Origin of the sequence: Primorskyibacter flagellatus (assembly GCF_048268605.1) — a bacterium.
In the GTDB taxonomy this organism is placed as follows: domain Bacteria; phylum Pseudomonadota; class Alphaproteobacteria; order Rhodobacterales; family Rhodobacteraceae; genus Primorskyibacter; species Primorskyibacter flagellatus.
Genome location: NZ_JBLWVF010000001.1, coordinates 537,860 through 560,422, shown reverse-complemented (window position 1 = coordinate 560,422; position 22,563 = coordinate 537,860). Strand labels below are relative to the sequence as shown.

General features: G+C 59.6%; 21 protein-coding genes. 6 read left to right on the top strand and 15 right to left on the bottom strand.

The window, feature by feature from the left end; all coding sequences use genetic code 11:
• Nucleotides 1-21: 21 nt before the first annotated feature.
• From ACN0WV_RS02670 to ACN0WV_RS02655, 4 genes are all read left to right on the top strand, one after another.
• Nucleotides 22-171 (top strand): hypothetical protein, encoded by a 150-nt coding sequence (locus ACN0WV_RS02670; protein WP_179141402.1) that lies wholly within the window; start codon nt 22-24, stop codon nt 169-171.
• Nucleotides 161-1,717, top strand: a complete 1,557-nt coding sequence (locus ACN0WV_RS02665; RefSeq protein WP_417603611.1) for a hypothetical protein — start codon at nt 161-163, stop codon at nt 1,715-1,717. Before ACN0WV_RS02670 ends, ACN0WV_RS02665 begins: the two co-directional genes overlap by 11 nt.
• Nucleotides 1,714-2,685 (top strand): site-specific tyrosine recombinase XerD, encoded by a 972-nt coding sequence (locus ACN0WV_RS02660; protein WP_084349985.1) that lies wholly within the window; start codon nt 1,714-1,716, stop codon nt 2,683-2,685. The genes ACN0WV_RS02665 and ACN0WV_RS02660 overlap by 4 nt, the downstream gene beginning before the upstream one ends.
• Before the next feature lie 105 nt (nt 2,686-2,790).
• Nucleotides 2,791-4,104: an HlyC/CorC family transporter gene (locus ACN0WV_RS02655; protein WP_084349984.1), complete on the top strand. Its 1,314-nt coding sequence runs from the start codon at nt 2,791-2,793 to the stop codon at nt 4,102-4,104.
• Between the two features lie 64 nt (nt 4,105-4,168).
• Here ACN0WV_RS02655 and ACN0WV_RS02650 read toward each other — a convergent pair whose 3' ends face one another.
• Nucleotides 4,169-5,443 carry a DUF2254 domain-containing protein gene (locus ACN0WV_RS02650; protein ID WP_417603608.1) on the bottom strand — a complete coding sequence of 425 codons (1,275 nt, stop codon included), beginning with the start codon at nt 5,441-5,443 and terminating at the stop codon, nt 4,169-4,171.
• A gap of 364 nt (nt 5,444-5,807) precedes the next feature.
• Between ACN0WV_RS02650 and ACN0WV_RS02645 the strand changes: the two genes are divergently transcribed.
• The gene (locus ACN0WV_RS02645; protein ID WP_417603606.1) at nt 5,808-6,395 is read left to right on the top strand and encodes a nucleotidyltransferase family protein; all 588 of its coding nucleotides are present in this window, start codon (nt 5,808-5,810) and stop codon (nt 6,393-6,395) included.
• Nucleotides 6,396-6,471: 76 nt separating this feature from the next.
• Here ACN0WV_RS02645 and glpK read toward each other — a convergent pair whose 3' ends face one another.
• The 9 genes from glpK to glpD form a co-directional block, all read right to left on the bottom strand.
• Nucleotides 6,472-7,980 carry a glycerol kinase GlpK gene (gene glpK / locus ACN0WV_RS02640; RefSeq protein ID WP_417603604.1) on the bottom strand — a complete coding sequence of 503 codons (1,509 nt, stop codon included), beginning with the start codon at nt 7,978-7,980 and terminating at the stop codon, nt 6,472-6,474.
• Nucleotides 7,981-8,104: 124 nt separating this feature from the next.
• On the bottom strand, nt 8,105-9,817 hold the full coding sequence (locus ACN0WV_RS02635; protein WP_417603602.1) for an ABC transporter substrate-binding protein: 1,713 nt from the start codon (nt 9,815-9,817) through the stop codon (nt 8,105-8,107).
• Nucleotides 9,818-9,901: 84 nt separating this feature from the next.
• Complete coding sequence (locus ACN0WV_RS02630; RefSeq protein ID WP_417603600.1) at nt 9,902-10,174, bottom strand: DUF2160 domain-containing protein; 273 nt, start codon at nt 10,172-10,174, stop codon at nt 9,902-9,904.
• A gap of 12 nt (nt 10,175-10,186) precedes the next feature.
• Nucleotides 10,187-10,621: a hypothetical protein gene (locus tag ACN0WV_RS02625; RefSeq protein ID WP_417603598.1), complete on the bottom strand. Its 435-nt coding sequence runs from the start codon at nt 10,619-10,621 to the stop codon at nt 10,187-10,189.
• Entirely contained in the window at nt 10,621-11,478 is an 858-nt protein-coding gene (locus tag ACN0WV_RS02620) for a carbohydrate ABC transporter permease (RefSeq protein ID WP_417603596.1), read from the bottom strand. The genes ACN0WV_RS02625 and ACN0WV_RS02620 overlap by 1 nt, the downstream gene beginning before the upstream one ends.
• Nucleotides 11,479-11,481: 3 nt before the next feature.
• A complete protein-coding gene (locus ACN0WV_RS02615) occupies nt 11,482-12,351 on the bottom strand; it encodes a carbohydrate ABC transporter permease (RefSeq protein WP_417603594.1) in 870 nt (289 codons plus the stop codon).
• A 139-nt stretch (nt 12,352-12,490) separates the two neighbouring features.
• Nucleotides 12,491-13,573 (bottom strand): ABC transporter ATP-binding protein, encoded by a 1,083-nt coding sequence (locus ACN0WV_RS02610; RefSeq protein ID WP_417603592.1) that lies wholly within the window; start codon nt 13,571-13,573, stop codon nt 12,491-12,493.
• Nucleotides 13,574-13,584: 11 nt separating this feature from the next.
• Nucleotides 13,585-14,673, bottom strand: a complete 1,089-nt coding sequence (locus ACN0WV_RS02605; protein WP_417603590.1) for an ABC transporter ATP-binding protein — start codon at nt 14,671-14,673, stop codon at nt 13,585-13,587.
• A gap of 12 nt (nt 14,674-14,685) precedes the next feature.
• The gene (gene glpD / locus ACN0WV_RS02600) at nt 14,686-16,323 is read right to left on the bottom strand and encodes a glycerol-3-phosphate dehydrogenase (protein WP_417603588.1); all 1,638 of its coding nucleotides are present in this window, start codon (nt 16,321-16,323) and stop codon (nt 14,686-14,688) included.
• 209 nt (nt 16,324-16,532) lie between these two features.
• Here glpD and ACN0WV_RS02595 point away from each other — a divergent pair, with 209 nt between their 5' ends.
• Complete coding sequence (locus ACN0WV_RS02595; RefSeq protein ID WP_417603586.1) at nt 16,533-17,297, top strand: DeoR/GlpR family DNA-binding transcription regulator; 765 nt, start codon at nt 16,533-16,535, stop codon at nt 17,295-17,297.
• A gap of 72 nt (nt 17,298-17,369) precedes the next feature.
• Here ACN0WV_RS02595 and ACN0WV_RS02590 read toward each other — a convergent pair whose 3' ends face one another.
• From ACN0WV_RS02590 to ACN0WV_RS02570, 5 genes are read right to left on the bottom strand one after another with little or no spacing between them, the layout of a single operon-like run.
• Entirely contained in the window at nt 17,370-18,134 is a 765-nt protein-coding gene (locus ACN0WV_RS02590) for an ABC transporter ATP-binding protein (RefSeq protein WP_417603584.1), read from the bottom strand.
• The gene (locus ACN0WV_RS02585) at nt 18,131-18,991 is read right to left on the bottom strand and encodes an ABC transporter ATP-binding protein (protein ID WP_417603582.1); all 861 of its coding nucleotides are present in this window, start codon (nt 18,989-18,991) and stop codon (nt 18,131-18,133) included. Before ACN0WV_RS02585 ends, ACN0WV_RS02590 begins: the two co-directional genes overlap by 4 nt.
• A complete protein-coding gene (locus tag ACN0WV_RS02580) occupies nt 18,988-19,899 on the bottom strand; it encodes an ABC transporter permease (protein WP_417603580.1) in 912 nt (303 codons plus the stop codon). Before ACN0WV_RS02580 ends, ACN0WV_RS02585 begins: the two co-directional genes overlap by 4 nt.
• The gene (locus ACN0WV_RS02575; RefSeq protein WP_417603578.1) at nt 19,896-20,951 is read right to left on the bottom strand and encodes an ABC transporter permease; all 1,056 of its coding nucleotides are present in this window, start codon (nt 20,949-20,951) and stop codon (nt 19,896-19,898) included. Before ACN0WV_RS02575 ends, ACN0WV_RS02580 begins: the two co-directional genes overlap by 4 nt.
• Entirely contained in the window at nt 20,952-22,547 is a 1,596-nt protein-coding gene (locus tag ACN0WV_RS02570) for an ABC transporter substrate-binding protein (protein WP_417603576.1), read from the bottom strand.
• Nucleotides 22,548-22,563 lie beyond the last annotated feature (16 nt).

Genomic DNA, 22,563 nt, shown 5'->3' with positions numbered 1-22,563 from the left:
GGCAGGCTAAAGGGATATTTCATGGGGCGCATTCTGAAATGGGTATTTTATTTATTGGTTCTGGGTGCCATCGCATTGGTGGCATACGCCTATGTCGGGCCGTTTTTCGGCGCTGATTTCTCAGCTCCGGCAAGCGAGATCAGGGAACCGGTGACGTTGAATGCGAAATAGCACGGCGGCGGCCATCCTTTCGGCGCTAACCGCCACCACGGCCACGGCACAAGAACCCTTGTCGGCGATCGACTGGCTGGAACTGAACGTGCCGTCACCGGTGGCGCAGCAGGCACCGCGCGCGCAACGGCGACCGCAACCGCAGATCGAGCCCCCAATCAGCCAGTCTGCCCGGTCGCCCGACGTGTCGGTGATGCCCTTGGACCAGACCAGCCTTGCCGCGGTCGGCCTGTTGCCGCCCAGCGTGACAGGACTTCCGGCCGATATGTGGGTCGCGTCAAGCAGCGACACGCTGGAGCAGTTGATTGCAGCGCAGCCGGAAGATGGGTTACCGGCGATAAACGCGCTCCTGTTCACGCTTTTGCTGGCCGAGGCCGATCCACCAGCCGATGCGGGAAGCGGGGAGCAGCTTTTGGCGGCGCGTACGGCGAAGTTGATGGATATGGGCGCGGTGGAACCTGCAATGTCGCTGATCGAGCGGGCGGGAAGCGATACGCCGGTGTTGTTCAGCCTGTGGTTTGATCTGTCATTGCTGACCGGCCAAACCGGCCCGGCCTGTGCCCAACTGGCAGCAAAGCCGCATCTGGCACCCGGCTACGGCGCACGCATCTTTTGTTCGGCGCGTGACAGCGACTGGAGCACGGCGATGACGACGCTGGGCACCGCCCGCGCGATTGACGCCCTGACACAGCGCGAGGCGTCGCTGCTTGAACGGTTCCTTGATCCCGAACTGGCCGAGGAACTAGCCCCCCTGACCCCGCCAGTACGCCCGACGCCGTTGGAGTTTCGTCTGTTCGAGGCCTTGGGCGAACCTCTGCCCACGGCCACGCTGCCCCGGCCATTCGCGACGGTGAACCTGAATGGCGATGCGGGCTGGAAGGCCCAGCTTGCTGCCGCCGAGAGATTGGCGCGCGTCGGCGCAATTTCGGAAAACCGGATGCTGGGCATCTATACTGACCGGCTTCGCGCCGCGTCGGGTGGCATCTGGGACCGCGTCGAAGGCTTGCAACGCTTTGACACGGCGCTGGCGTCACGCGATCCGCAAGCCATTTCCGCCGCGCTGGAACGGGTCTGGCCGCTGATGCTCGCCGCTGATCTGGTTGTGCCCTTTTCCCGGCTCTATGGTGCATCCCTGATGAAATATCCGCTCAGTGGCCGTGCCGCGGATCTTGCGACGCAAGCCGCATTGCTTTCGCCCGACTACGAAATGATGGCGGCGAAGCTGACCGCGGACAGCCCCTTTGCCTTTGCTGCCGCGATTGCGCGCGGGGACACCGCAGAGCCACCCGAGCAGGACGCCACGGCCCATGCCATTGCAGCGGCGTTCGCGCCGGACGCCGCATTGCCCGATGCATTGGCAGAGCAGCTTGCCGATGACCGTCTGGGCGAAGTCCTGCTGCGCACCACCGCGTTGATGCGTCAGGGAATGCGCGGCGACCCCGGAGATTTGACGGATGCGCTGATCGTGCTGCGCAGCGTCGGGTTGGAAGACGCCGCCCGACGCGCCGCGTTGCAACTTTTGCTCGCGGGACCGGGCCAGTTATGAACGATCGCAACTGGATATCCGCTTTTCTTGAGGCACAGGCCGCCGAACGCGGGGCCGCACATAACACCCTTCTGGCCTACGCGCGCGATCTGGGCGATTTTCACGATTGGCTGACCGATGCGGGCGGCTCACTTGCCACGGCCATGCGCGCAGAAGTCGAGGCCTACCTGACCCATTGCGACGCGCAGGGATTGGCGAAATCCACCCGTGCCCGGCGGCTTTCAGCGATCAAGCAGCTTTACCGGTTCACCTACGAGGAAAGCTGGCGAACGGACAATCCAACGCTTCAGATCACCGGACCGGGACGCGATGCGCGCTTGCCCAAAACGCTCAGCCATGAAGAGGTCGACCGCCTGCTGGAGGCCGCACAAACTCATGGCCGCACCCCCGGTGATCAGTTGCGGAATACATGTCTGATGCAATTGCTTTATGCGACCGGCATGCGTGTGACAGAACTGGTATCGCTGCCGGTTGCCGCCGCGCGCGGACGCCCGCAGATGTTGTTGATTCGTGGCAAGGGCGGCAAGGAACGCATGGTGCCCCTGTCACCCCCTGCCCGCGTGGCGCTGACCGACTGGCTGAACGCGCTTGATGTGCTGCAAGACGCCGCCAGAGCCGAGCGCAAACCGGTATCGCCCTTTCTTTTCCCGTCGCATAGCAAGGCGGGCCACCTGACCCGCCATGCGTTTTACGTCATGCTCAAGGAAATTGCGGTTGCGGGCGGCGTTTCCCCCGCGAAAGTCACGCCGCACACGCTGCGCCACGCCTTTGCCACGCATCTGCTCGCCGGAGGTGCCGATCTGCGTGTGATCCAGACCTTGTTGGGTCATGCCGATGTCTCCACCACCGAGATCTACACACATGTGCTGGAAGACCGGCTGCGCGAACTGGTTCTGGAGCACCATCCGCTGACGCAGTCAGCCGGGCCGCACGCGGACGCCGATGATACCGTCACCGAGGATCCGTAGCTGACCATGACCACCGCACTGACTGCTCTGCGACCGGGCCGCTTGCTCTTGAATGACGGCCAACGCAGCCTCATAAGCGGAATGACACCAACCAAGGGCCCCTGAATGGACTCCGCGACATTATCGACCTTCGACTCGGCATTCTGGATGACCTCCGGGGCCATTATATTTCTGCTGATCCTGTCAGCCTTCTTTTCAGGCAGCGAAACCGCCCTGACCGCAGCGTCGCGCGGCAAACTGCGCGCGCAGGCTGACAAGGGGTCAAGCGGGGCCGTCAGCGCGCTGACCATCACCGAAGACAATGAGCGGCTGATCGGCTCTGTCCTGCTGGGCAACAACCTTGTGAACATCCTTGCCACGTCTTTGGCGACGGCCTTGTTCACGCGGGCGTTTGGTGAATCCGGTGTGGCCCTCGCGACTCTGGTGATGACCCTGCTGGTTCTGATCTTTGCTGAAGTGCTGCCCAAAACCTACGCCATCACCAATGCCGAAACCGCGGCCGCAAAGGTGGCCCCCATTATCCGGCTGGTGATCCTCGTCTTTTCGCCCGTAGTAGCCGCTGTACGCTGGCTGGTGCGTGGCGTGTTGCGTGTTTTTGGCGTGAAGACCGATCCCGACAGCCACATTCTGGCCGTGCGGGAAGAGATCGCAGGTGCCCTGAACCTTGGTCATTCCGAGGGCGTGGTCGAAAAAGAAGATCGTGACCGCATTCTTGGCGCGTTGGATCTGGGCGACCGTACCGTTGAGGAGATCATGTTGCACCGCTCGGGAATCGAGATGATTGACGCCGACGCCGAACCGCACCTGATCCTTGAGCAATGTCTTGAAAGCAGCCACACGCGCCTGCCGGTCTACCGCAACGAGCCGGAAAACATCATCGGTGTGGTCCATGCCAAGGACCTGCTGCGCGTCATGTATATGCTGATCGCGGGCCGGGAAACGGATGCCGCCATGAAACTGGAGGCGTTCAAGATCACCGATGTGGCGATGAAGCCCTATTTCGTGCCCGACACCACAAGCCTTGACGAACAGATGCGCCAGTTCCTGCGGCGGCGCACACATTTTGCGCTGGTGGTTGACGAATACGGCTCGCTTAAAGGGCTTATCACGCTGGAGGACATCCTCGAAGAAATCGTGGGCGAGATCACAGACGAATTTGATCCCGATGCCGACCACCCTGTCCGTCACGCCGATGACGGGCATTTCTGGGTGGATGGGGCGATGACGATCCGCGACCTGAACCGCGCCACCGATTGGGCCCTGCCCGATGACGAGGCCAACACCGTTGCCGGGCTCGTCATTCACGAGGCGCAGATGATCCCCAGCACCGGCCAGGTCTTCAGCTTTCACGGCTTCCGCTTTGAAGTCACCGGGCGCGAGGGCAACCGGGTGACACGGCTGAAAATCCGGCCCCTTTAGCGGATCGTCTGACAGAGGTTACGGCCCCGCGACCGCATTTGACAACCAAGTGTAACTCGGCAGTCTAATCGACATCCGCCGACTGCGTCACCGCGACCTCGCGCAGCCGCGCAAGATCCGCAGGAAAGCTGATCATCGTTTCGGCGCGCGCCCGACAGATATCCGCCATCTTCCAGGCCTCTTTTGACAATTCAGGGGCCGCGTGGGTTATCACACCGCTTAGCGCGTTCTGAAGGGCCAGGTGCACCTCGACCGCGTCCCCGGCGCATCGACAGATCGGATCGAAACTGGTGTTAAACAACTCTGCCAAATCCAGAGGCGGCACCCACAACCGATCATACTTCACCTCCGGCACGTCGACACCTTGTGGCGCTGCAAGCGACACCAGATGGCCAAGACGGTAGACCACGTCAATGGCGGTGCCCGGATCGTTTATCCCTGGCGACAAAGCTCTGGTCGCGATTTCCGCCATGACCGCGACGCCGAATACGGGGTCCTGCTCGAAACTGCGCAGGTCTGAAATCTGGACACATTCGGTGATGTCGTCTTTCAGGCCGTCGTCCAGTGCGCCGCTCGGCGTAGAAACGAACGCCAGCGGATCACCCTTGTGAAGGTATCGCCCGACGGATGTCACCAGATATATACGAAGGTCGTTATCGCTGGCGAGTTTCTGCAACGCTTCCTCGAACAGTTGCGGAATATAGCCATGTTGCGGGGCGGTGATCATCAACGCGTCCTGCGGGATTTGCGTGTTGGGGTCGGTCAGGGGATTGGCCCCCTTGCAAGGATGGCTGGCAATCCTTTGCAGGGAATCGGTTGCCTTGTCTTCGATCTGTTCCGCGGTCTCCGGCAGGCTGCCAAGCCCCTCGAGATGCAAAATCCAGCGGATGAAAGATACGACAATCAGCGCCACCACAACCAGCGTCATTCCAAACAGCACCACGATGTCACGATGGTCGAACACGTCCGCGGCGCGCAGGATGATTGCGACCAGCGCAAACAGATACGCCCCCAGAAAATTCGACAATACAGATTGCGTGACCGTATCTTCGCGCAGGATCAGATGGCTGCGCGGGGTCCATTGGCTTGAAGCCCGATGCAATCCCGCCATCATGATCGTCAGCGAAAACGTCGTGACGGCCAGCATGGACGAGGCAATAATGCTGAGGATCGGGTCCACGGCCTCGGCACCGATGCGGTCGCCCAACCAGTCCGGCACGATCGGCGAGATGAGTTTGGCCAATGCCAGCGCCACAAGGTTGAGCACCGCAAACAGGATGACCCGCACATGCAGGCGCCGTGAAATCTGTCGCGCGCGCCGCAAGATCGTACTCAGCATAAATCTACCTTCCCGACGCGCCCGCCGTACCGATTGTCGTGTTTCGATCTGCCACCCCGAGCATATGCCGTCGACACGCATTCCGGAATACCTAGTGGGGATCAAAATGAAAACCACAGCTCGTGCGACCGGTGCGTCAATGCGGGAACCACCGATGTCAGAAACATAACTTGACCGGATCGCGGGGAACGTCCTTGGTTTTTGCGCTTCAGGCGGCTACTGAACCCATATGCGCTGGTTGGTCGCATTCGTGCTATCCCACTGTAGTCGTGGCGCGGATAGGCCGACAGTAGCGATCCAAACCCGCGGTCAGCGCTCGTTTGATGCAGCAGTTCCCTTTAACCCTGAAGGTAGGCGGACGCATATGAAAGTAGCTGTAATTATTCCCGCAGCCGGTGCCAGTCGTCGCATGCGCGGGGCCGACAAGCTGTTGCAGGATGTTGATGGCAAACCGTTGCTGCGTATCATGGCAGAACGCGCCTGTGCTGTGTCGGATACGGTATTTGTAACGCTGCCCAATCTAGATCATCCGCGTGCGAATGCGCTGGACGATCTGTCGTTACGGGTCATCCCGGTGCCGGATGCCGCAGAGGGAATGGCCGCGTCCTTGCGCGCAGCGGCCAGGGCTTTGCCCGACGGAATTGACGGCGCGCTGATCTTGCCCGCCGATATGCCGGACATAGAGATTTCCGATTTAGACAGTATTATCAAATACTACGGTAGAAATCCTCACGCGATCATTCAGGGATCATCGCTGGACAAACCCGGCCATCCTGTTCTGTTTCCTGCCGACTGCCTGTCTCTGTTCAAAACCCTCAGCGGTGACCGTGGCGCGCGTCCGATCTTGCAGAAAATGCGTGATCGGATAATGCTTGTGCCACTGCCGGGCCGCGCAGCGCTGACAGATCTGGATACACCGGAAGCATGGACGAAATGGCGCGCATCAAGATAATTTAAAACATCATCTATTCATGATAAAGCACTGACAATAAATGACCTTTATTGCAGGTAAACTTCGGATCCGTCAGTCAGGACGCAAAACCGATGGTTGCCTCAACCGCGCGCTTCCACGCGGCGTATTTTTCCTCACGCTTATCATCGGGCATGCTGGGGTCAAACCGTGCTTCGGCTGCCCAGCTTTCGGCAAAGGCCTGCATATCCGGCAAAAGTCCCGCCTGACGGCCAGCCAACCAAGCCGCCCCCATCGCGGTGGTCTCCAGCACATGCGGCCGTTCAACCGGGGCATTGATGATGTCGGACAGGAACTGCATGGTGAAATCCGACGCGCTCATCCCGCCATCGACCCGCAGCGCGGGCGTTGAGGCGTCCGCCTTCGCACCTGTTTCGGACCAGTCGGCCTTCATCGCATCCAGCAGGTCGCGGGTCTGAAACCCGACACTTTCAAGGGCGGCCCGTGCCAGTTCCTCGGGTCCGGAATTGCGGGAGAGGCCAAAGATCGCGCCGCGACATTCGGCGTTCCAGTAAGGCGCGCCCAGACCGGTGAAGGCGGGAACCAGCACAACCTGTTGCGAGGCGTCGGATTTTTCCGCCATGGGCTGCGTTTCACCCGCGTCGCGGATCATTTTCAGCCCGTCGCGCAGCCATTGCACCACGGCACCCGCAATAAAGATCGACCCTTCAAGCGCATAGGTCGGCTTGCCATCCAGCTGATAGGCGATCGTCGTCAGCAGCCGGTTCTGCGACCGCACCGGCGTGTCACCCGTGTTCAGCAGCGCGAAACACCCCGTGCCATAGGTGGATTTCAGCATGCCCGGCTCAAAACACGCCTGCCCGACCGTCGCGGCCTGTTGATCGCCGGCAATGCCCCGGATCGGGATCGCGCGACCGAACAAATCAGGCCGGGTTTCGCCAAATTCGGCGGCGCAATCGCGCACCTCTGGCAGCATGGGCATCGGTATGCCCAACCGTTCGCAGATCGAGCTGGACCAACGCCCTTTGCGGATGTCGTACAGCATCGTCCGGGCCGCGTTGGTGGCATCGGTCAGATGCTCTTTGCCCCCCGTCAGGTTCCAGACCAGCCAACTGTCAACCGTGCCGAAAGCCAGGTCGCCAGCCTCGGCGCGCGCCCGCGCACCGTCGACATTCTCAAGGATCCAGGCCAGTTTAGTGCCCGAAAAATAGGGATCGAGCAGCAACCCGGTGCGGTCCGTCACCGTCTCTTCAAACCCGTCGGCCTTCAGCGCCTTGCACATATCCGAGGTGCGGCGGTCCTGCCAGACGATGGCGTTGTAAAGCGGCTTGCCGGTCTTGCGATCCCAGACCAGCGTGGTTTCGCGCTGGTTCGTGATGCCGATGGCGGCAATCCGGTCGGTGCCCTGCCCGGCCTTTTCGATCACCGAGCGACAGGTCGCGGCCGTGGTCGACCAAAGGTCCGAGGCGTCATGTTCGACCCTGCCGCTATGCGGAAAATGTTGTTCGAATTCTTCCTGCGCCGAGGCGACAACCGAAAGCGATGTGTCGAACAGGATCGCGCGTGTCGAAGTCGTGCCCTGATCGATTGCAAGAATATGGGTCATGGCCAGCCTCACCTTCCGCCGGGACGTATCAGACAGGCGCCCGCCATGCGGTTCTTGAAATGTTTCGGTTCTTGTCCGGATGTGGCCGAGGCCCCGCAAAAGGGCCCCGGCCGATATGCAAGACTTACTGCCAGGACTTGATCAACTCGTCATAAGCGATGGTCTTGGGCTCTTCGTCCTCGTTTTCCAGCTTCGCCTTGGGCGAGCCTTCCATCGCAAGCCATTCCTGAGGATCCTTTTCCTCGTTCAGCTTGGGACCGATGTCGCCCTGAACGCCTGCGCGCTCCAGACGTTCCATGACACGCTCCTGATCGGCGCAGAGTGCATCAAGCGCTTCCTGAGCCGTCTTGGCACCCGACATCGCGTCACCGATATTCTGCCACCACAGCTGTGCCAGCTTGGGGTAGTCAGGCACGTTGGTGCCGGTGGGCGACCACTGAACCCGTGCAGGCGAGCGGTAGAATTCCACCAGACCGCCCAGCTTGTCGGCACGTTCGGTGAACGAGTCGTGCTGGATGGTGGATTCGCGGATGAAGGTCAGGCCGACATGGGCTTTCTTCACATCCACGGTCTTGGAGGTCACGAACTGGGCATAGAGCCAGGCCGCCTTGGCACGATCCACCGGGGTGGATTTCATCAGCGTCCAGGACCCCACATCCTGATAGCCGATCTTGGTGCCCTCTTCCCAATAGACGCCGTGTGGCGAGGGGGCCATGCGCCATTTCGGCGTGCCGTCCTCGTTCATCACCGGCAGGCCGGGCTTGACCGTGTCGGCGGTGAAGGCGGTGTACCAGAACATCTGCTGGGCGATATTGCCCTGTGCAGGGATCGGGCCGGCCTCGCCAAAGGTCATGCCTGCGGCTGCAGGCGGCGTGTATTTTTCAAGCCACTCGATCGCCTTGGAGACTGCATAAACCGCCGCGGGGCCGTTGGTTGCACCACCACGCGCGACACAGGAACCGACGGGCTGCGAGTTCTCGTTGACGCGGATACCCCACTCGTCGACCGGCAGACCGTTCGGTTCGCCCTTGGAGCCGGCACCGGCCATCGACAGCCACGCATCGGTGTAGCGCCAGCCCAGCGACGGGTCTTTCTTGCCGTAGTCCATATTGCCAAAGACTTCGCCCTCGACACCCAGACGCGACAGGTCCCGCCCGGTGAAGAATTCCGCGATGTCCTCATAGGCCGCCCAGTTGACCGGAACGCCCAGCTCGTAGCCGTATTTCTCTTGGAAATCAGCCTTGTTCTGTTCGTCGTTGAACCAGTCATAGCGGAACCAGTAAAGGTTCGCGAATTGCTGGTCAGGCAGTTGATACAGGTTGCCATCCGGCGCGGTCGTGAAGGACGTGCCGATATAGTCGTCCAGATCGAGACCGGGGTTGGTCACGTCCGCGCCCTCGCCCGCCATCCAATCGGTCAGGTTGCGCGCCTGCTGATAGCGCCAGTGGGTGCCGATCAGGTCCGAATCGTTGATATAGCCGTCATAGATATTCTCGCCGGACTGCATCTGGGTCTGAAGCTTTTCGACAACATCGCCTTCGCCGATCAGGTCATGGGTGACCTTGATGCCGGTGATCGCGGTGAAGGCAGGTGCCAGCACCTGGCTTTCATATTCATGCGTGGTGATGGTTTCCGACACCACCTTGATGTCCATGCCGGCCATCGGGGCTGCGGCGTCGATGAACCACTGCATCTCGGCTTCCTGACCTTCGCGGTCAAGCACCGACATATCGCCGATCTCTTCATCCAGGAACGCGCGTGCCGCGTCCATGTCGGCAAACGCCGGACCCGCAAGGATCAGCAGCGCCGCCGTGGTTGATTTAAGTTTCGAGTTCATGGGTTTCCTCCCAATTAAAACCAGTTTCGAGGATATGTTGTCTCATGTCCGGGTCTCCTCAATCCCCGGTCACAAGCCGTGTGTCTAAACCCAGCGAAACACCGCCGCAGCATAGACAAGACACGCGATCAGGGCATACGGTTGATGCGCCCCGACGATCCCGAGCCAGGCCAGATTGATGAAGGCCGAGCCCAGAAGCGTTATGAAAAGCCTGTCCCCGCGCGTCGTTTCAATCCGCAAAATGCCCGTCCGGGGCGTTTCGGGGAATTTGATCGCGAGCACCGTGAAGATAATGAGCAGCGAGGCGATGACCATAAAGAAGATCGCCGTCGGCCATGTCCATGCCATCCATGCCATGAGTTGTCTCCTTTAGTCGTCGTTCAGAAATACGACATTCCAGATGGTCAGTGCTACTTCAACTGACGCATCGTTAACGCCTACTGTGTATTCAGCGTCAAACGTGATCGGACAGCCTAAAGTCGAGTTCAGGCCAATAAACTCTTCTTTCTGGCACTGTTCTGCCCGTTGGCTCTTTCCTCTACCGTCGTCTAAGTTAACCGGATATTTTCTGTCTTCTATTTGCAGGACATAGTTAGTTTCACTTTCATCAAACTGCATGAACGCTTTCTTTAATAAACCCTCGCCTGAAAACTCAGAGCCGTCGAGCCGCTGCAACTCTGAGAACAGAATGCCAGCCTTTTCGTCAGCGAAGACCGGTTGCACAGTGAGCAAGCAGATCAAGGATGCATAAAGCGGACTCTTCTTCCTCCGCTCGAGAATTCGAACATCGAATGCCTTTTGCATTAGACCCTCCCCAGGGCAAAGCCCTTCGCAATGTAGTTGCGGACAAAGTAGATCACCAAAGCGCCCGGCACGATGGTCAGGATGCCTGCGGCCGCCAGCACACCCCAATCGACGCCTGACGCGCCTTGCGTGCGGGTCATGATGGCAGCAATCGGCTTTGCGTCAACGGTTGTCAGGGTGCGGCTCAGCAGCAATTCGACCCATGAGAACATGAAGCAGAAGAACGCGGCCACGCCGATGCCCGACGCGATCAGCGGCATAAAGATCTTCACGAAGAAACGCCCGAAACCGTAGCCGTCCAGATAGGCCGTCTCGTCAATTTCCTTGGGCACGCCGCGCATGAACCCTTCGAGGATCCACACCGCCAGAGGGACGTTGAACAGGCAATGCGCCAGCGCCACGGCGATATGCGTGTCGAACAGCCCGACGCTGGAATAAAGCTGAAAGAACGGCAGCGCGAAAACGGCGGGCGGGGCCATACGGTTGGTCAGCAACCAGAAGAACAGATGCTTGTCGCCCATGAAGTGATAGCGCGAAAACGCATAGGCCGCAGGCAGCGCCACCGCCAGGCTGATCACCGTGTTCATCGTTACATAGATCAGTGAATTGACGTAGCCCAGATACCACGCCGGATCCGTCAGGATGGTGGCGTAATTGGCGAATGTCAGATTACGCGGGAAAAGCGTGAAGGAGTTCAGGATCTCGGTATTGGTCTTCAGGCTCATGTTCAGCAGCCAGTAGATCGGCAGCAGCAGGAACAGCAGGTAGAGCGTCATGACCACGGCGCTGGAATTGATCCGCGCCTTGCGCTTTTTAGTCGCGAACGTCACAGGCGCGTCGGTTGTTGCATCACTCATGGCTCAGCTCTCCCGCTTATCAAGAGTTGTCATCACGGTGTAGAACACCCAGCTGATCAGCAGGATCACGAGGAAATACATCAGTGAGAAGGCCGCCGCAGGTCCAAGGTCAAACTGTCCAAGCGCCATTTTCACAAGGTCAATGGACAGAAGCGTGGTTGCATTGCCCGGCCCGCCCCCGGTGACGACGAAAGGTTCTGTGTAGATCATGAAACTGTCCATGAAACGCAGCAGGATGGCGATCATCAACACGCCCGTCATCTTGGGCAGCTCGATGTAGCGGAACACTTTCCAGCGCGATGCCTGATCAATCTTGGCAGCTTGGTAATAGGCGTCGGGGATGGATTTGAGGCCCGCAAAGGCCAGCAGCGCGACCAGCGAGGTCCAGTGCCAGACATCCATCACGACGATGGTGATCCATGCGGCCAGCGTGTCCTGCGTGTAGTTATAGTCGATGCCCAACGCATCCAGCGTATAGCCCAGCAGGCCGATATCGACGCGGCCGAAGATCTGCCAGATCGTGCCGACCACGTTCCACGGAATGAGCAGCGGCAGCGACATCAGCACAAGGCACAGCGACGACAAGACGCCCGATTTCGGCATGTTGAGTGCTACAAAAATGCCCAGGGGCACCTCAATCGCAAGGATAATGCCAGAGAACATCAACTGACGGCCAAGCGCGTCCCACATCCGGTCCGATTCCAGCATCTCGCTGAACCATTCCAACCCCGCCCAGAAAAACTGGTTGTTCCCGAACGTGTCCTGAACCGAATAGTTGACGACCGTCATCAACGGGATCACCGCCGAGAAGGCCACCAGCAAAAGCACCGGCAGAACAAGGAACCACGCCTTTTGATTGACTGTCTTTTCCATCAGGCGAACCCTCCCCCGGTTCGTGCTTTGGTTTGGCTGATAGGTGACCGGGCAGGATACGGGTCAGGTGACGCCGCCCGGTGCGCGGCAAGAGTTCTCGGGTCAGGCCCGAGAAGAGTGTCGCGATGTTTCATCGGCATCACGCGGCCTCCCCTTTGGGCGCGACACGCCAGTCGTTTGCGTAGACATTCACACGGCTTGCGTCGAACGTGACCCGGTTCATATCCGCGCTGACGTGTTCGTCCTCATCCGCCAGAATATTGATGTCATGTCCCAACACCTCGGCGCGGATGATCTTGTGCCGACCGATATCCTCAACGCGGTGGACCCGTACCGGCAACCCGTCCGTCTGGCTGAGCCGCGCGAATTCCGGGCGCACCCCGATCTCGACCTTGCCATCAAGGGGCGCGTAGCCCCCCGCCAGCTTCACCCCGGATCCGTCGATATAGGCCGTATCGCCATCGACGCGGGCCGGGAGCACGTTCATGCCCGGCGATCCGATGAAATAACCCACGAATGTATGCTCGGGCCTTTCGAACAGTTCTTCGGGTGTTCCGATCTGCACGACACGGCCGTCATACATCACCACGACCTTGTCGGCGAAGGTCAGCGCCTCTGTCTGGTCATGCGTGACGTAGATCATCGTATGGCCGAAATCGTGATGCAGCTTTTTCAACTGGGTGCGCAATTCCCATTTCATGTGGGGGTCAATCACCGTCAACGGCTCGTCGAACAGCAGCGCGTTCACGTCCTTGCGCACCATGCCGCGACCCAGGCTGATCTTCTGCTTGGCATCGGCCGTCAGCCCGCGCGCCTTGCGGCTGAGCATGTCCTCCATCCCGATCATCCGGGCAATTTCCTGAACGCGTTCCGCGACATAGGCCTCATCCCTGCCGCGATTGCGCAGGGGAAAGGCTAGGTTGTCGCGTACCGTCATTGTGTCGTAGACCACCGGAAACTGGAACACCTGCGCGATGTTGCGCTCTGCCGTGGGCGCGTGGGTGACGTCCTGACCATCAAACAGAATGCGCCCCTGGCTGGGATGCAAGAGCCCCGAGATGATGTTCAGCAATGTGGACTTGCCGCACCCGGAAGACCCCAGCAGCGCATAGGCCGCGCCATCGTCCCAGTCGTGGTTCAACTCCTTGAGCGCGTAGTCATCCTCGGACGCGGGATTGGGAAGGTAGGAATGCGCGAGATTGTCGAGCGTGATCTTTGCCATCTGTTGTCCCTTCAGGCTGCAAGCGCATAGGCGGCCGGGGCGATCAGCTTGCCGTCTTCGCCAAAGATGTAGACATGCCGAGGATCAAGCCAGACCGTCAGATCGGCCCCGATGGACAGGTCATGCACGCCATGCACCAGACCGACCCAGCGTTCGCCGTGATGATCCAGATGCACGAATGTTTCCGATCCTGTCAGCTCCGTCACCGACAATGTGGTCTTGAATGGCACGGCATCCGCGACGTGCTGGGCGATCTCCAGGTGGTTGGGACGGAACCCGGCGCTGTAGCGGCCGTCCGGCAACTCGGACAGCTTGCCACTGGCGGGCACCGTCTGCCCGTCGCCAAAGCTCAGCGACGATCCGGTTTTGTTGATTTGCACGAAGTTCATCGGCGGATCTGAAAACACCCGCGCGGTGGTGGCATCGGCCGGCTGGCGGTAAACCTGCGGCGTCAGACCGAACTGCGTCACCCGGCCCTCCCACAAGGTCGCGGTGTTGCCACCCAGCAGCAATGCCTCTTCCGGCTCGGTCGTGGCATAGACGAAGATTGCGCCCGAAGCCTCGAATATCTTTGGGATTTCCACCCGCAACTCTTCACGCAATTTGTAGTCGAGATTGGCAAGTGGTTCGTCCAGCAGGACTAGCCCCGCATTCTTGACCAAGGCCCGCGCCAAGGCGCAACGCTGCTGCTGCCCGCCCGACAATTCCAGAGGTTTGCGGTCCAGCATCGGCGTCAGCTTCATCAGTTCTGCATTCTCGCGAACGCGCCGGTCAATCTCGGCCTTGTCGATGCCAAGAAGCCGCATGGGCGAGGCGATGTTGTCATAGACCGTCATGGACGGATAGTTGATGAATTGCTGATAGACCATCGCGACCTTGCGATCCTGCACACGCATTCCGGTGACGTCTTCGCCCTGCCAGAAAATCTGCCCGGTCGCGGGCGCATCCAGCCCCGCCATCAACCGCATCAAAGAGGTCTTGCCCGACAGCGTCGGCCCCAGCAGCACGTTCATCGTGCCCTTTTCCAGTGTCAGATCTGTCGGGTGGATATGGGTTTGCCCCTCCACGACCTTCGACACATTTCTGAGTTCAAGCGTCATCAGATCCTCCCCCTATTCTGCTGCATCGCGCGCGGATGCGCGGCGCGCCGCCATCCAGTCATCCAATGTGCCGATCTGTTCGGCGCTCAGTCTCAGGCCCAGCTTGTTGCGGCGCCAGACCACATCCTCGGCCGTACGGGCATATTCCTTGTCCATCAGCCAGATAACCTCGGCCTCTGTCAGGGTCGCGCCAAAATCATAACCCAGATCATCGGCGGTTGTCGCCTTGTTCAGCACGAGTTGCGCTTCGGTGCCATAGGCCCGGACCAACCGCCGCGCCCAGGCTTCGGAGAGGAACGGAAACCTGTCCTTGAGGTCCGACACCAGGTCATCCACCCCACCCACCGGAAAATCGCCGCCGGGCAGTGGCACACCTGCCGTCCACGGCGCTTTCACATCGGCCAAGTTTTGCGAGACTTTTTCCAGCGCGCTTTCGGCAAGGCGCCGGTAGGTGGTGATCTTGCCGCCAAAGACATTCAGCATCGGCGCGCCACCGGCCTTGTCAACCTTCAGCGTATAATCCCGTGTCGCCGCCGTGGCGCTGCTTGCCCCGTCATCATATAGAGGTCGCACGCCGGAATAGGTCCAGACGACGTCATCCTCGCTGATATTTCTGGCAAAATACTGGTTGGCAAAGTCGATCAGATAGCGCTGCTCCTCCGGGGTGCACACCGGCTTTTCCGATGGGCTTTCATGTTCCGCGTCGGTGGTGCCGATCAGCGTGAAATCGCTCTCATACGGGATCGCAAAGATGATCCGCCCGTCAGTGCCCTGAAAGAAATAGCACTTGTCGTGATCGTAGAGCCTGCGCGTCACAATATGACTGCCGCGCACCAGACGCACGCCTTCAGTCGCGTTGATCCGGACTTTGGAATGGATGATGTCGCCCACCCACGGACCGCCCGCATTGATCAGCATGCGTGCCATGTGGGTCGTCTGCGCGCCATCTTCGTTATTGTGCGTTTCTATTCGCCACAGATCACCTTCGCGCTCTGCTGTCAGAACCTTTGTGCGTGTCATAATATTTGCGCCACGCGCCTCGGCGTCGCGTGCATTCAGCACGACAAGGCGCGAATCCTCGATCCAGCAATCGGAATATTCATAGGCCTTGGCAAAACGCTCTTGCAGCGGCACACCTTCGGCAGTGCCCGTCAAATCCAGCGTCTTCGTACCGGGCAGGATCTTTCGGCCACCCAGATTGTCATACATGAACAGACCAAGACGGATCAGCCATGCGGGGCGCCGTCCCTTCATCCAGGGCATGACGACACTTAATAGACGCGATGTCGGCGTTTCCGATTCGAACCGCATATCCTTATGATAAGGAAGAATAAACCGCATCGGCCAACTGATATGCGGCATCGCGCGCAACAGCACTTCGCGTTCGATCAGCGCCTCACGCACCAGGCGGAATTCGAAATATTCGAGATAGCGCAACCCGCCATGAAACAGCTTGGTCGAGGAAGAGGACGTGGCAGAGGCAAGATCATTCATCTCTGCCAGGGTCACTGACAAGCCGCGCCCCGCAGCGTCGCGCGCAATGCCGCATCCGTTGATGCCGCCACCAATCACGAACAGGTCTGTCACGTCTGTGTCAGTGGTGTTCGCCACGCGATTCCCCCCTTGCGTAACCTCTTCGACGTTATGCATGCAAAAGACTAAAACCGCAACAGTGAAATTTTCGCTTTTGTTCGTTTTCAGCGACGTTCTATAATTCCTGCGGGCAGACCGACAAAACGCTTGAAGATGACAACTTACGCGTGCCCTTCTTCGCTACGCGTTGCGCCGGCAAGAAAAACGGTACTATAGTTTGATCCGAGCATACCCCCTATGGGCGACGAAACAACAGGAATGCAGCCATGTCCCAAACCTTTCGTCACCCAGAGATCCTTGAAATTGCGCGCAGGGAAGGCAAGGTCACGGTCGACGGTCTGGCAGACCGTTTCGGCGTGACATTACAGACCATTCGCCGTGATCTGACCGACCTTGCCGATGCCGGCAGGTTGGAACGTGTGCATGGCGGCGCGATCCTGCCCTCCGGCACAACGAATATCGGCTATGAAGAGCGGCGCACCATCAACCCGTCCGGCAAAGCGGCAATTGCACGCGCCTGTGCTCAGATGATCCCGAATGACATTTCTCTGTTTCTCAATATCGGCACCAGTACCGAGGCCGTGGCGCGCGAGTTGCTGCATCACACCAACCTGATGGTCGTGACCAACAATATGAACGTGGCAAATATCCTTGTCGCCAACAGAGATTGCGAAATCATCGTGACGGGGGGCCAATTACGCCGCGCGGATGGCGGGTTGGTCGGTAATCTTGCAGCGGACACGATCCGCCAGTTCAAATTCGACATGGCCGTGATCGGATGCTCGGCGCTGGATCCGGATGGCGACCTGCTGGATTACGATATTCAGGAGGTCAGCGTCAGTCGCGCCATTCTCAGCCAGTCCCGCAAGTCATTTCTGGTGGCCGACCACACCAAATTTGCCCGAAGCGCCCCCGCCAAGATCGCCTCACTTTCCGAGGTTGATACGTTCTTCACCGACCTGCCCCTGACAAAGCAGCTTGAAAACGCCTGTCGCGACTGGGGCACTGATCTTGTTATATGTGACGACTGATCCTCAGACCCGTTGCATTGGCAGCTAACATATTTCGGCAGCGCCACCTGCCACCGCCGGGAATTGCCGACGTCAAACGCTACGGGATGATTGGATAGAACTGTCGAGCAACTGCCGCGTATATGGATCCTCAGCCTCAAGACGGCGCATGGTTTCCACGTCCAGGACTTCGACGATACGGCCCTGCTTCATCACGGCGATCCGTTCGCAAAGGTGCCCGACCACACCAAGATCGTGCGAGACCATGATATAGGTCAGGCCGTGGTCGCGCCGCAGATCGGTCAGCAGGTTCAAGATTTCTGCCTGCACCGACACATCTAAGGCCGAGGTCGGTTCATCCAGCAGCAGGATTTGCGGCGAACGGGCCAAAGCGCGCGCAATGGCAACGCGCTGCCGCTGGCCACCAGACAATTGATGCGGGAAACGAAACCGGAAGGACGGCCCAAGCCCGACATTCTCCATCAGGCGCGGGATGCGGCTGTCAATATCTTTGAGGCCATGCAGCCCCATCGCTTCGGACAAGACGCGATCCACCGTCTGGCGCGGATGCAATGAGGCATAGGGATCCTGAAACACCATCTGAACCTTGCGGAAAAACGCCTTGCTGCGCCGCGGCCCCAGTGTCTCTCCGGCCACGGTCATATCGCCCGACCATGTTGGCACCAGGCCGGCGATAGCGCGCAGGATTGTGGACTTTCCCGATCCGCTTTCACCGACGATGCCAAAGCTTTCGCCCTGCTCCACAGCAAAGCTCGCCTGCCTGACCGCCACGCTGCGGCCACGCCCGGACCCAAACCAGACGTCAAGATCATGGATGTCGATCGCCGGGTTTGTCATGCGCGTGCACTCACGGAAAGCGCCTCTCGCCAGGCGGGGTCGCGTTGCAGCACTTCCAGCCTCGGGCGTGGATGTTCAAGGTCCGGCACCGCGTTCAACAGGCCAAGCGTGTAGGGATGCTGCGCCTTGTGCAGTTCCGAGGCTTTACAACATTCGACGATGCGCCCTGCATACATGACCGCGATCCGGTCACAGAATTTGGCCACAAGGTTCAGATCGTGGCTGATGAAGATCAGCCCCATGCCGCGGGTTTTTACAAGCTGGTCCATGATGTCGAGCACCTGCAATTGCACCGACACGTCCAGCGCCGAGGTCGGCTCGTCCGCGATCAGGATTTCCGGCCCCGGCAGCAGCATCATCGCGATCATGATGCGTTGGCCCATACCTCCAGACACTTCGTGCGGGTACAGACCCATGACGCGTTCGGGGTCGCGAATGGCAACCTCGTCCAGCATGGCCATGGCCCGTTTTCGGCACTCGGACCGTGCGATTTTTTCATGCGCCCGCAACGACTCGATCAGTTGCTGGCCCACGGTCATCACCGGGTTAAGTGAAAATTTCGGGTCTTGCATGATCATCGACACGCGCCCGCCGCGAAGCTGCCGCATCCGGGTTTCAGAGGCGGCAAGCACATCCTCGCCATGCATCGTGATGCGGTCTGCTTCCACATGGCCCGGCGGGCGGATCAGCCGCAGGATCGCGCGTCCAGTCATGGATTTTCCCGATCCGCTTTCGCCGACGATCCCCAGCCTTTCGCGCCCAAGGGTGAAAGAGATCCCGCGCACCGCCTCGAAAACACCGGTGCGCGTCGCGAAACTGACCCGCAGGTTTTCGACGTCGAGAAGCGTTTCACTCATGCGTTGTCCTCCTTGGGGTCAAGCATATCGCGCAACCCGTCGCCCAGCAGATTAAACGCAAGGCTGATGGCAAAGATCGCAAGGCCGGGAAAGGTGGCGACCCACCAGTAATCAAGAATATATTTGCGCCCTTCCGATATCATCGCGCCCCATTCTGGGCTGGGCGGTTGCGCGCCGAGACCCAGAAACCCCAAAGCGGCGGCCGTCAGGATGATCCCGGCCATATCCAGCGTGACACGGATCACCAGTGAAGAAATGCAGAGCGGCCAGATATGTCTGGTGACAATGCGGAACGGCCCCGCACCCTGAAGGCGAATGGCGTGGATGTAATCGGAATTGCGGATGGTCAGCGTCTCGGCCCGTGCGATCCGGGCGTAAGGCGGCCAGGCCGTCAGGGAAATCGCCAGAACGGCATTCTCGATCCCTGCCCCCAAAGCGGCGACAAAGGCCAGCGCCAGGATCAGCCGTGGGAAGGCCAGAAAAATATCGGTGATCCGCATCAGGACCACATCGGCCCAGCCACCCGCATAGCCCGACACCGTGCCGACGATCAGCCCGACCAGCGGTGCCACCATCGCCACCAGTAAAACGATGTAGATCGAAATGCGCGCGCCATAGACAAGCCGGGAATAGATGTCACGGCCCAGGCTGTCCGTCCCCAGAAGATGGCCGCCTTGCCCCGCACCCAGCAGGCGCTGACCCAAATCCTGAGCATAGGGGTCATGCGTGGCCAATACGGGTGCAAAGATCGCGGCGAGGATGATCAGGGCCAGCACGATCAGACCCACCATCGCCAGCGTGTTGGACCGAAGCGTCAGCCAGCCTTTGTACCAGGATGCAAAACGGGCCTGACGCCGGGATGTGGGGGCGTCCGACAAAAGCCAATCGCGCAGGTTTGCTGTGATCATTTGGCCCTCGGATCGAAAAAGCGATACAGCAGGTCGGACAGGATGTTGATGCCCACGAAGATGCTGCCGATCACGATGGTTCCGCCAAGAACAGAGTTCATGTCATTGGCCAGAAGCGACGTGGTGATATAGCTGCCGATGCCGGGCCAGGCAAAGATGATCTCGGTCAGGACCGACCCTTCCAGCAGGTTGGCATAGGCCAGCGCAATCACGGTGATCAATTGTATCCGGATATTGCGGAAGGCATGCCCCCAGATCACCTGCCATTCCGACAGGCCCTTCACGCGCGCTGTTATAACATACTCTGCGCTCAACTGTTCCAGCATGAAGCTGCGGGTCATCCGGCTGATATAGGCCAGCGAGTAATATCCCAGCAGCGCGGCAGGCAGGATGATGTGTGACAACGCATCCCGAAAGACCGTCCATTCGCCGCGCAGTGCCGCATCGACCAGCAGCATGCCGGTGATCGGCTCGACAATCCCCTGATAGAAAATGCCCAACCGCCCCGGTCCAGCCACCCAGCCCAGAATGCCGTAAAACAGCAGCAGCCCCACCAATCCCAGCCAGAAGATCGGCATGGAATACCCGACCAACCCGACAAGACGGGCCACCTGGTCGATCCAGCTGCCACGTTTTACGGCGGCGAGAACCCCTAAAGGCACCCCGATCGCAACGCCGATCAGCGTGCCCAGCGTGGCAAGTTCAAGCGTCGCGGGAAAAACCCGCGCGATGTCGGTTGTCACCTGTTGCCCGGTGCGGATCGACTTGCCCAAGTCGCCCTGTAGCACGTCGCTGACATATATGCCGAATTGCACCAGCAGCGGCTTGTCGAGACCCAGTTCCAGATAGGTCGCATCGTATTGCGCCTGCGTGGCGCGTTCCCCGATCACCGCCAGAACCGGGTCGATGGGCATCACACGCCCGATCATGAAGGTCACAAAAAGAAGGCCAAGCAGAGTGACCGCCACGGTCACCAATGTTGTCAAGGTTTTGCTCAGCCACGGAGCGAAGGACGGCCCGCGCCGCCCTTCGCCATTGGTCATATCCGTCATTTACTTGGTAATGACCCAGTAAGACACTTCGGTCGTTGCCCCGCCGGCCACGAAATTCTCGACGCTGGCACCCATGCCGTTCTGTTCGATCTGCTGGAACATGATGCCAAAGGGGCTGGTTTTCTGATGTTCACGTTGCAGGTCCAGATACATCTGCTTGCGCTTTTCAGTGTCGTTCTCGACCACTGCCGCCAGGGTTGTCTCTGTCATCTCGGGGATGGCCCAGGCATTGCGCCAGGCCAGCAGACCCGTTGTGCCCGCTTCGTCGGAATTGTCAGGGTTCACCGCGAAGGTGCCCGCGTTGGTGTTGGGGTCGGGATAATCCGGCCCCCAGGCGCCCAGATAGATGTCATGTTCGCGCGCGCGGTAGCGATCCAGCGTTTGCGCGCCGGTGCCGACGATCAGCTCGACATCACAGCCCAACTGACCCCAAGTGTTCTGCAAGGACTGCGCGATATCCATGCGTTCCTGCGCGTCGCGCACGGAGATCTTGATCGGGCCGCAGTCGGGAAAGCCGGACTCTGCCAGCGCCGCCTTTGCTGCATCCATATCATAGCTGTACGGCTTCTCTTCCAGCGCACCAAGGAAGGTCAGCGGCAGGAAAGCCTGATGGACGGTATACTGCCCCTTCAGGAAGGAATCCGACATGCCCGCGTAATCGGTCGCATATTTCAGCGCCTCGATCACTTTCGGATCGGCCATCAACTCCTTTTTCTGATTGGCCGAGAAATACATCAAGCGACCGCGCAGTTCGTCGACGACTTTCACGCCCTCTACATCCGCAAGTCCCGCGACATCCTCGGGCGACAGATTGCGCGCCACGTCGATATCACCGCGTTCCAGTTGCAGACGCTGGGTCGCGCTTTCCTGAATATGTTGGACGATCACCCGCTCCATCGCCGGCTTGTCGCCGTGGAAATTGGGGTTCAGATCCATCAGGACGCTTTCATTCGGCTTCCATTCGACCACTTTGTAAGGGCCGGATCCCACAGTGTTGGTGCGCAGCCAGTCGTTGCCCATATCACCGTCAACTTCGTTCTCCATGGCCGAGGCCATGTCTACGATGCCGCCGATGGTCGATGTCAGACAGTTCAGCACGAAGGACAGCGCGTAAGGTTTATCCAGTGTCAGGACCAAGGTCCGGTCATCGGTCGCCTTGATCGTCTCTTCGACATTGTCGGCGGTCAATCCGAACTGAGTCAGGATGAACGAAGGCGTCTTGTCGAGAAGAACGGCGCGCCGCAACGAAAATTCCGCATCCTTGGCCGTTACCGGGTTGCCCGAGGAGAAAACATGACCCTCGGCAATGGTGAAGGTAATCGTCTTGCCGTCCTCGGAGATTTCCCAGCTTTCGGCCAGTTCCGGCTGATAGCCCGCGTCCAGATCCAGCGGATCAAAATTCACCAGCTTTTCATAAACGTTGCGCGACACGTCAGAGCCCGCAAACTCAAAGCTCTCGCCTGGATCAAGCGTTTTGATGTCGTCGATCCGGTTGGCAATCACCAGCATGTTGGGCGGCGTTTCGGCAAAGACCGGTGCGGCCACGCCGACCGACATAATGGCGGCCACCGCGGCGGCTACGAAATTCTTCTTCATGGCAAACTCCCTGTTT

Excerpts from the sequence above, each read along its gene's own strand:
- ACN0WV_RS02635 (WP_417603602.1), bottom strand. The coding sequence starts at position 9,817 with ATGAACTCGAAACTTAAATCAACCACGGCGGCGCTGCTGATCCTTGCG.
- ACN0WV_RS02590 (WP_417603584.1), bottom strand. The coding sequence starts at position 18,134 with ATGACAAACCCGGCGATCGACATCCATGATCTTGACGTCTGGTTTGGG.
- ACN0WV_RS02670 (WP_179141402.1), top strand. The coding sequence starts at position 22 with ATGGGGCGCATTCTGAAATGGGTATTTTATTTATTGGTTCTGGGTGCC.
- ACN0WV_RS02595 (WP_417603586.1), top strand. The coding sequence starts at position 16,533 with ATGTCCCAAACCTTTCGTCACCCAGAGATCCTTGAAATTGCGCGCAGG.
- ACN0WV_RS02620 (WP_417603596.1), bottom strand. The coding sequence starts at position 11,478 with ATGAGTGATGCAACAACCGACGCGCCTGTGACGTTCGCGACTAAAAAG.
- ACN0WV_RS02665 (WP_417603611.1), top strand. The coding sequence starts at position 161 with ATGCGAAATAGCACGGCGGCGGCCATCCTTTCGGCGCTAACCGCCACC.
- ACN0WV_RS02650 (WP_417603608.1), bottom strand. The coding sequence starts at position 5,443 with ATGCTGAGTACGATCTTGCGGCGCGCGCGACAGATTTCACGGCGCCTG.
- glpK (WP_417603604.1), bottom strand. The coding sequence starts at position 7,980 with ATGACCCATATTCTTGCAATCGATCAGGGCACGACTTCGACACGCGCG.
- ACN0WV_RS02585 (WP_417603582.1), bottom strand. The coding sequence starts at position 18,991 with ATGAGTGAAACGCTTCTCGACGTCGAAAACCTGCGGGTCAGTTTCGCG.
- ACN0WV_RS02645 (WP_417603606.1), top strand. The coding sequence starts at position 5,808 with ATGAAAGTAGCTGTAATTATTCCCGCAGCCGGTGCCAGTCGTCGCATG.
- ACN0WV_RS02655 (WP_084349984.1), top strand. The coding sequence starts at position 2,791 with ATGGACTCCGCGACATTATCGACCTTCGACTCGGCATTCTGGATGACC.
- ACN0WV_RS02610 (WP_417603592.1), bottom strand. The coding sequence starts at position 13,573 with ATGGCAAAGATCACGCTCGACAATCTCGCGCATTCCTACCTTCCCAAT.
- ACN0WV_RS02630 (WP_417603600.1), bottom strand. The coding sequence starts at position 10,174 with ATGGCATGGATGGCATGGACATGGCCGACGGCGATCTTCTTTATGGTC.
- ACN0WV_RS02570 (WP_417603576.1), bottom strand. The coding sequence starts at position 22,547 with ATGAAGAAGAATTTCGTAGCCGCCGCGGTGGCCGCCATTATGTCGGTC.
- ACN0WV_RS02615 (WP_417603594.1), bottom strand. The coding sequence starts at position 12,351 with ATGGAAAAGACAGTCAATCAAAAGGCGTGGTTCCTTGTTCTGCCGGTG.
- ACN0WV_RS02580 (WP_417603580.1), bottom strand. The coding sequence starts at position 19,899 with ATGATCACAGCAAACCTGCGCGATTGGCTTTTGTCGGACGCCCCCACA.
- glpD (WP_417603588.1), bottom strand. The coding sequence starts at position 16,323 with ATGCATAACGTCGAAGAGGTTACGCAAGGGGGGAATCGCGTGGCGAAC.
- ACN0WV_RS02605 (WP_417603590.1), bottom strand. The coding sequence starts at position 14,673 with ATGACGCTTGAACTCAGAAATGTGTCGAAGGTCGTGGAGGGGCAAACC.
- ACN0WV_RS02575 (WP_417603578.1), bottom strand. The coding sequence starts at position 20,951 with ATGACGGATATGACCAATGGCGAAGGGCGGCGCGGGCCGTCCTTCGCT.
- ACN0WV_RS02625 (WP_417603598.1), bottom strand. The coding sequence starts at position 10,621 with ATGCAAAAGGCATTCGATGTTCGAATTCTCGAGCGGAGGAAGAAGAGT.
- ACN0WV_RS02660 (WP_084349985.1), top strand. The coding sequence starts at position 1,714 with ATGAACGATCGCAACTGGATATCCGCTTTTCTTGAGGCACAGGCCGCC.